The 6,447-nt window shown below is 55.1% G+C and carries 5 protein-coding genes and 2 pseudogenes; 5 read left to right on the top strand and 2 right to left on the bottom strand.

From position 1 onward, the window contains the following. Positions 1 to 185, top strand: a pseudogene (locus DW123_RS09390) (carbamate kinase); the annotation flags it as partial. Positions 186 to 330: 145 nt separating this feature from the next. On the opposite strand, the gene DW123_RS09880 reads toward DW123_RS09390, so the two are convergent. Together DW123_RS09880 and DW123_RS09380 are read right to left on the bottom strand one after the other, a co-directional pair. Further along, positions 331 to 981, bottom strand: a complete 651-nt coding sequence (locus DW123_RS09880; RefSeq protein WP_117799420.1) for a LexA family transcriptional regulator — start codon at positions 979 to 981, stop codon at positions 331 to 333. 1 nt (position 982) lies between these two features. Further along, the gene (locus DW123_RS09380; RefSeq protein WP_158557601.1) at positions 983 to 2,233 is read right to left on the bottom strand and encodes an arginine deiminase family protein; all 1,251 of its coding nucleotides are present in this window, start codon (positions 2,231 to 2,233) and stop codon (positions 983 to 985) included. A 277-nt stretch (positions 2,234 to 2,510) separates the two neighbouring features. Between DW123_RS09380 and DW123_RS09375 the strand changes: the two genes are divergently transcribed. The 4 genes and pseudogenes from DW123_RS09375 to DW123_RS09360 form a co-directional block, all read left to right on the top strand. Continuing rightward, positions 2,511 to 3,947 carry a YfcC family protein gene (locus tag DW123_RS09375; protein ID WP_199570221.1) on the top strand — a complete coding sequence of 479 codons (1,437 nt, stop codon included), beginning with the start codon at positions 2,511 to 2,513 and terminating at the stop codon, positions 3,945 to 3,947. 41 nt (positions 3,948 to 3,988) lie between these two features. Further along, entirely contained in the window at positions 3,989 to 5,233 is a 1,245-nt protein-coding gene (locus DW123_RS09370; RefSeq protein WP_118273748.1) for an arginine deiminase family protein, read from the top strand. 85 nt (positions 5,234 to 5,318) lie between these two features. Then, positions 5,319 to 6,326 (top strand): ornithine carbamoyltransferase, encoded by a 1,008-nt coding sequence (argF, locus tag DW123_RS09365; protein ID WP_118273749.1) that lies wholly within the window; start codon positions 5,319 to 5,321, stop codon positions 6,324 to 6,326. Positions 6,327 to 6,349: 23 nt separating this feature from the next. Further along, positions 6,350 to 6,447 (top strand): annotated as a pseudogene (locus DW123_RS09360) (carbamate kinase); the annotation flags it as partial.

Below are 6,447 nucleotides of genomic sequence, written 5' to 3'. Positions count from 1 at the left end.
TCACCGCCGACGAGGCCGAGCGCCTGGCCGACGAGGGCCAGTTCGGCAAGGGTTCCATGGAGCCCAAGGTCCGCGCCGCCATCAAGTTCGCCCGCTCCCGCAAGGGCCGCACCTGCATCATCGGCGCCCTGGACAAGGCCGCCGAGACCATGGCCGGCCTCTCCGGTACCCGCATCCACGAGTAGTCTCTACTCCGTTGCCTCTCTCGTGGGCGCCAGGCAAAGCGCCCACAAACCACCTCTCTTCATGAGCCCCGCAGTCCGCTCTGACTGCGGGGCTTTTGCTATTGAGTTGTGAGCATATGGGGGAGGTAAACAAGATCAAATTTGATTAGACGCTCAGATCATGAGACGCCTGAAACCAAACGATGACTCCCAGAATCCTAATTCGGCGTTTGTCCAGCACGATATCCGGTTCCGCTGTGCGATATGAGTGGGATGAGAGCATCACGGTATTCGTGCCGGTGCTATAACGCCGTATGACGATTCTCGAATTATCGGCCAAGGCGAGGACGGAGCATCCGTTCCAGGGTTTTAGGCTGGGATCCACGAGGAGAAGGGATCCAATCGGGTAGCATTTGGACATGGCGGATGTGTCCATTTGAACAAAGAAGCACTCGCGATGTTTCTTGAATACGGATGAGGGAAGCGCGGTTGTTCCGGTTTGTTTAAGTCCCGTTCTGCCTCCTGTCATCTGGATTTTAAATACATCGCAAAGGGAATCAGTAGTAACTTCTTTGGATTCCCCCTTCCGCCCCTCGTGGTCGAGCTTTGCGGCAAGCCCTGCGGTTTCAGATGTGAGGTCGTCGAGCTGCAGGTTAAATGTCGATACTATCTTGAGCAACGTTGAGCGGCGGATTGCATAACGATCCTTTTCCCAGCGGCATACCGTTTCTTTGGAGACGCCGACGAGTGTCGCGAGCTCCTCCTGTGTTAGCTGATCGCGCTTGCGAAGCGCCTTTATGTTTTGACCCGTTCCCATTTTATGAAGTGCGGACGAGGGGAAGGCAGAGGCAGTTGGGACCGCCAAAGCCGTTTGTCAGCTCGAAGATAGAGATGGGAACAAGTTCAATACCTGCCTGCTCCAGCGCTTTGTTGGTTTTGACGTTTTCTTCGTATACGCAGACCTTGCCGGGCTCCAAACAAAGGGTGCTTGTGGCATTGTTGGACCTTTCGACCTCTGCTGCTCCGGGATTTGAGCCACCGCAAAAGATAAATTGCAACGAATTTGAGCCCAGAGCTAATCTCAGCGCTTCTTTCAGACCGCCTTCGACATGACGCGCCCGGGTTGTCCTTTCCGATCTGCCCCGTGTAATGCGGTAGACCCGTGCTTGATCGAGAAGCTCACGGTCAACGAGGAATGTCTCGTAGCCAACGCGAGCGAAATATGTGTCGAGATGGATACAGAGGTCATCGTAGGGGACCTGTATGGCCCATACGGACTCAATAGCAGAGTTCTCATCCCAGAGCAAGTTATTTGCTAGGGTGTCTATCGCCGCTGGCTCGGTTCGTTGGGAGATTCCAACGGCTACGTTTTCGCAGTTGAGGTTGTGCAGGTCGCCGCCTTCAAAGTGGTAAGTCGATTCATGCTTGAAGAACTGAGGAGCCTCGCGGAAATCTGGGTGATATGTAAAAATCGTTTTGTAGGCGATAACCTCACGGTTGCGCTCCGGCCAGTACATATGGTTGAGTGTGACGCCTTCGCCGATGACGCTCGCCGGGTCGCGTGTGAACCACATGGTGTTAAGGGGGCTTACGAGAAGGTCGTCGGGCGAGTATGCATCTCCCGTCAGTTTTGCGAGGCTGAATATCTCCTTATCCGTATCGAAGACCTGGGAATAACGGATGCCGTTGACGGCCGCTTGGGCCAGAGCGCGGGAGCCCTCGATGTGCTCGAGGTAATCGCGAATAGCGGACTCGAGCTCAATGCCGCACGCGCCGCATTCTCTAATGAAGCTATCGATAAAGGAGCGACGCGCTTGGTCTGTCGCATCAAGGGCTTCGGTAAGAAGGTTTTCAAGATAGAGAATCTCTACTCCTTCGCGCTCGAGCATCGTCGAGTAAGCATGATGCTCCTTGAGAGCCTTTTCAAGATCGAATGAGCTGCTAGACGGGCGTAGCGTAAAGACTTGATTGAACTGCCCGTCGGGGTAATTGCGCGTTTCGGAGCCGGGGCAGTGCAGGAGGGCCTTTTTTAGCTTTCCTATTTCGTTTTGAACATGTAGTGCGGACATAAGACCTCGCTTTGGCGATGAGTATTGATTGCTTCCATAGTGGCACATTACGAGATTGATTCAATTTACATCATATTTGTCACAGGAGAATGGCATGAACAAGGCTAGTAATTGATGTTAAACATCTATTTAAAGAGACAATTGACGAATTACATCAATCTGGAATCCGTTTACGGGTCGATGCGCTTCGTTGACGGGCGAAGAGACGGAAGGATGTTTTGCGCGATGACACAATGGCTTTGCCGGCAACGAAAAACCCCTGAATTAAGGAGGAGAGATGGCAGAGACAGAAAAGAAGCGCACTCTTCGAGTCCCGCACGTGTACACCATCATTCTCGTCTTGATGGCCGTATTTGCCGTTCTGACCTGGGTCGTGCCTTCGGGTTCGTTTGAGCGCCAGGAGGTTAACGGTCGCGAGGTAACAGTCTCGGGCACCTATGAGCCTGTCGATAAGGTCTATACGGACGAGGACGGCAACGAGGTCGATCTTCGCCAAGGCATCTTCGAAGTACTTGAGGCCCCTGCGATCGGCATCCAGCAAGCGGTCGAGGTCGTTGCATTCATTATGATCGTGGGAGGTTCCTTCCAGGTCATCACGGCGACCGGAGCCATCACGAGCGGCGTCGCCCGAGTGGTGAAGAAGTTCAAGAGCAAGGACGTCCTCATCATTCCGATCCTAATGGTGCTTTTTGCCTTGGGCGGCAGCACCTTTGGTATGGCAGAGGAGACGCTTCCGTTCTTTGCGATTCTTATGCCGATCATGATGGCCATGGGCTTCGACTCAATTACAGCGTTCATGACGGTGTTTGTGGGTGCCCGTATCGGATACATCGCATCTACCGTTAACCCGTTCAACGTCCTGATTTCCCAGGGTATCCTCGGTATCCAGGGCAACCCCCAGCTTTGGTTGCGTACTATCGCCCTTGTCGTGCTCACTGCAGTTGCCATCGCATGGGTTGTGATGTATGCCCTCAAGGTTAAGAAGAATCCCGAGACATCCCCAGCTTTCCACGATGATATCGAGAAGCGCAAAGAGTTTGGCGCGGACGAGAATCTCCTCGATAGCGAGTTCACCGCTAGGCAAAAAGCCGTTATGGTTATTTTCGTGCTTGGACTTGGCGCTATCATTTGGGGTCTGGTAACCCAGGGCTGGTACATGAACGAGATCTCTGCGATTTTCTTGGCCATGGCTCTTCTTTCGGGTGTTGTTTCCGGGATGAATGAGAAGGAGATCGCTGGCGAGTTCGTTAAGGGAATTGCAGACTTCGCGTTCTCTGCCATCGTTGTTGGCCTCGCCCGCGGAATCCTCGTAATCGCCAATGACGGCCTCATCATCGATACGATTCTCAACACGCTCGCCACGGCTCTCTCCGGAGTTCCGGCAGTTATCTTTACGAGCATTCTCTATGTCGTGGATAACCTTCTGTCGATCCTCGTTCCGAGCTCCTCAGGCATCGCTGCTCTTACGATTCCCATTTTCGGCCCGCTTGTTGAGCTGATGGGCTTAAACCCCGAGGCTGCAGTTACTGGTCTTTCCATGGGCAGCGCGGCCATGTCTCTCATTTCGCCAACAAGCGCGATGCTCGTTGCCGGTCTTGGCGTCTGCAAGATTCCGCTTGGCCAGTGGTGGAAGGTCGCTTGGAAATTCTTCCTGGTCGTAAGCGTTATCTGCATGGCATTCACTGCGGTTTCGGGTCTTATCCCCCTGCCGTAAAAGCAAACCCCATATACAAGTTGTGAGAAAGAAGGATAGAGATGAACAAAGGTCTGAACGTTCATAGCGAGATTGGCGCCCTTAAGAAGGTGTGCGTCCATCGCCCCGGTATGGATCTTGTAAACATGAAGGCGGAGGATTTCGACCGCGTCTGGATTCATGACGCGTTCTATTTGGACTATGCCCAGAAGGAGCACGATCAGTTTACCGACCTTCTTCGCGGCGCTGGTGCCGAGGTCGTCTATATGGAAGACCTGGTTGCCGAGACGTTCGATAAGGTCGAGGGCGCGCGTGCTCAGTTCATGGGAAAGTTCATGGACGAGTCGGGTATCAAGAACGCTGCTCTTCGCCAGGCGGTTGTCGAGAAGCTCGATTCCATCAAGGACAACAAGGAGTTTGTCCTTACGGCTATGGGCGGACTGTATGTACGCGACCTCGAGATCCCGCATGTCGGCGGCTCTCTTGCCAGCCTGGACGGCGACGAGCTGAAGGGCGACGACATGGTTCTCTTCCCCATGCCCGCCTCGTATTTCTCCCGTGACCCCCTGGCCGTCGTGGGCAAGGGCGCTACCATGAACCGCATGTACTGGAATCAGCGCAACCGCGAGGTAATCTTCTACGAAACGGTGCTCCGCAACCATCCCGATTACGCCGGTAGCCCCATCTGGTACGACCACAACAGCGAGTGGCATATTGAGGGCGGCGATATTCTCAACATCAACGCCAAGACGCTCGCCATCGGTATTTCCGAGCGTACCCAGACTGCGGCCATCGATGAGCTCGCCAAGAATATGTTCTGGGGTTCTGATGAGGCCGAAATCGAGAACATCTATGCCATCAAGATTCCGCACGGCTATGCCTACATGCATCTCGACACCGTTTGCACGCAGGTCGATCGTGATAAGTTCACGGTTTACCCCGGCATCTACCAGACGCTTCGTGCCTACCGCTTGACCAAGGGCGATACGGAGGGGGAGGTGCGTATCGAGGAACTCGAGGGCACCCTGCAGCATATCCTCGAGCTTGCGACGGGTATGGACCACATCACCATGATTGAGTGCGGTGGTGGCGATCCGATTGAGGCTTCTCGTGAGCAGTGGAACGATGGTTCCAACACTCTTGCGGTCGCGCCGGGCAAAGTCTGCGTGTATGAGCGCAACGTTGTCACTAACGATGCTCTTTACAAGGCCGGCGTCGAGCTGCTCGTCGCCCCCTCCGAGGAGCTTTCTCGCGGTCGCGGCGGCCCGCGTTGCATGACCATGCCGTTCTGGCGTGAGGAAATCTAACCAACGCTAGCGAATCTGGGCGGCGTTCGCATCCGCGTCGCCCGTCCCTCCTTGCTTGCTCCTAACAATCGAAAGGACTCAAATCATGTCTCTGAATATTTCTGGTCGAAGCGTTCTCACCCTGCTTGACTTCACGTCCGAGGAAATCGAGTACATGCTCGATCTGGCTAAAAACTTTAAGGATATGAAGCGCGCCGGTTATCCGCACCGCTTTCTCGAGGGCAAGAACATTGTCCTGCTGTTTGAGAAGACCTCCACGCGCACGCGCTGCGCCTTCGAGGTCGGCGGTATGGACTTGGGTATGGGCGTGACCTACCTCGACCCCGGCTCGTCGCAGATGGGCAAGAAAGAGTCCATCGAGGATACCGCCCGCGTACTCGGTCGTATGTATGACGGCATCGAGTATCGCGGCTCCGATCAGTCTATCGTCGAGGAGCTTGCCGCCAAGGCCGGCGTTCCCGTCTGGAACGGTCTGACCAACGAGTACCATCCTACCCAGGCCCTTGCCGACATTCTTACCATGCGTGAGGAGTTTGGCGACACGCGCGGCATGAAGCTCACCTATATGGGCAAGGAGCAGGGCAACGTCAGCGACTCCCTGATGGTTATCTGCGCCAAGCTCGGCATTAACTTCTGCTCCTGCGGACCCAAGGGCGATGTCGAGGGCGCCACGCACTTCGATCCCGAGCTTCTTGAGCGCTGCCAGGAGATCGCCGCTCAGAATGGCTGCACGATCCAGCTCACTGAGGATATCGACGAGGGCGTCAAGGATGCAGACGTGATCTATACGGACGTTTGGGTCGGTATGGGCCAGGCTGAGGAGCTGTGGAAGAGCCGAATCGATCTTCTCTCTCCCTATCGAGTAACGCCCGAGGTCATGGCCAAGGCAAACCCCGGCGCCATCTTTATGCACTGCCTGCCGAGCTTCCACGATACGCAGACCACCATCGGCGCCGAGATTGCCGAGAAGTTCGGCGTGACCGAGATGGAGGTTTCCGACGAGGTCTTTGAGAGCGCGCAGTCTCGCGTGTTCCAGGAGGCCGAGAACCGCATGCATACCATTAAGGCCATGATGTACGCGACGCTTCGCTAGTAGCTGGGAAGTGAACGAACACTATGAGTAAACCGTACGGAAAGCCCGATCGTATTGTCGTCGCCCTCGGCGGCAACGCCCTCGGCAACAACCCCGTCGAGCAGATCGAGGCCGTGAGCAA

The sequence above is a fragment of the Collinsella sp. AM10-26 genome (assembly GCF_003472525.1).
In the GTDB taxonomy this organism is placed as follows: Bacteria; Actinomycetota; Coriobacteriia; order Coriobacteriales; family Coriobacteriaceae; genus Collinsella.
This window is presented reverse-complemented; position numbering and strand designations above follow the sequence as displayed.